The 1,317-nt window shown below is 61.4% G+C and carries 1 protein-coding gene; it reads right to left on the reverse strand.

The window, feature by feature from the left end; all coding sequences use genetic code 11:
- A partial coding sequence (locus M3I56_RS40545) for an APC family permease (protein WP_254358655.1) occupies positions 1-1,316 on the reverse strand: 1,316 nt, incomplete at its 3' end.
- Position 1,317: the final 1 nt, after the last annotated feature.

The following is a 1,317-nucleotide window of genomic DNA, read 5'->3' on the forward strand; positions in this document are numbered from 1 at the left end:
CCCTGCTTGCGCTGGAAGTAGAAGTACACCGGCAGCGCGACGACCATCAGCAGAATGATTTCGCCGGTCAGCGGCCACTTCGCCCAGTACAGGATCATCGATGCGCAGACGAATGCGAACGGCGCGATCACTTTCATGAACGGCACGGAGAGCGGGCGCTCGATGTCCGTGGCGGCACGCTTGAGCGCCATCAGGCTGATCGGACCCGTGAGGTACGAAATCACCGTTGCCACCGAGATCACCGCCGCGAGCGAACTCCAGCCGCGGAAGAAGAACATGAAGATGAACGAGACGAGCAGGTTGAACCACATCGCGTTGCGCGGCACGCCGTAGAACGGGTGCACATCGCCGAACATCTTCGGCATCGTGTTGTTGCGCTCCATCGCGTAGATCATGCGCGAGGTCGTCGCCATATAGGTCGTACCGGTGCCGCTCGGGCTCACGAAGGCGTCGACGTAGAGCAGGATCGCAAGCCAGTTCAGGTTCAGCGCGATCGCGAGTTCCGCGAACGGCGACTTGAAGTTGAACGTGTTCCAGCCCTTCGCGACGTCCGCCGGATTGACCGCGCCGATATAGGCGATCTGCAGCAGCACGTAGATCACGAGCGCGCAGAGAATGGAGCCGATCACTGCGAACGGTACGCTCCTGGCCGGATTGCGCGCTTCACCCGCGAGGTTGATCGGGCTCTGGAAGCCGTTGAACGCGAACACGATGCCGCTCGTGGCGACCGCCGTGAATACCGCCGACCAGCCATACGGCGCGAACGTGGTCGTTTGGCCGAAATTCTCATGGTGGAAGCTTCCAGCCATCAGGCCAATGATCGTCAGACCCGGGATGATGAACTTGAAGATCGTGATCGCGCTGTTGGCACGCGCGAACAGCTTCACGCCCCAATAGTTGAGCATGAAGTAGATGATCACGAGAATCGCGGAGAGCCCGAGCCCTGAATGAGTCAATGACCCGTCGACGAAGAGCGCGTGCGCCCACGCATAGGGCCAGGTGCTCATGTACTGGATCGAGGCTTCGGCTTCAATCGGGATCACCGAGACAATGGCGATCCAGTTTGCCCACGCGCTGATGAAGCCCACCAGTGCGCCATGCGAGTAGCGGGCGTAGCGGACCATACCGCCCGACTCCGGGAACATCGCACCGAGTTCGGCATAGGTGAGCGCGATGGCCAGAATGACCACAGCGCCGATGATCCAGGCGCAAACGGCCGCCGGACCTGCAATTTTCGCCGCCTTCCACGCGCCGAACAGCCAGCCCGAACCGATGATCGACCCGAGGCCGGTGAACATCAGCGCGAACGGGCCGATG

Source organism: Paraburkholderia sp. CNPSo 3281, assembly GCF_024206515.1.
Classification (GTDB): Bacteria; Pseudomonadota; Gammaproteobacteria; order Burkholderiales; family Burkholderiaceae; genus Paraburkholderia; species Paraburkholderia nodosa.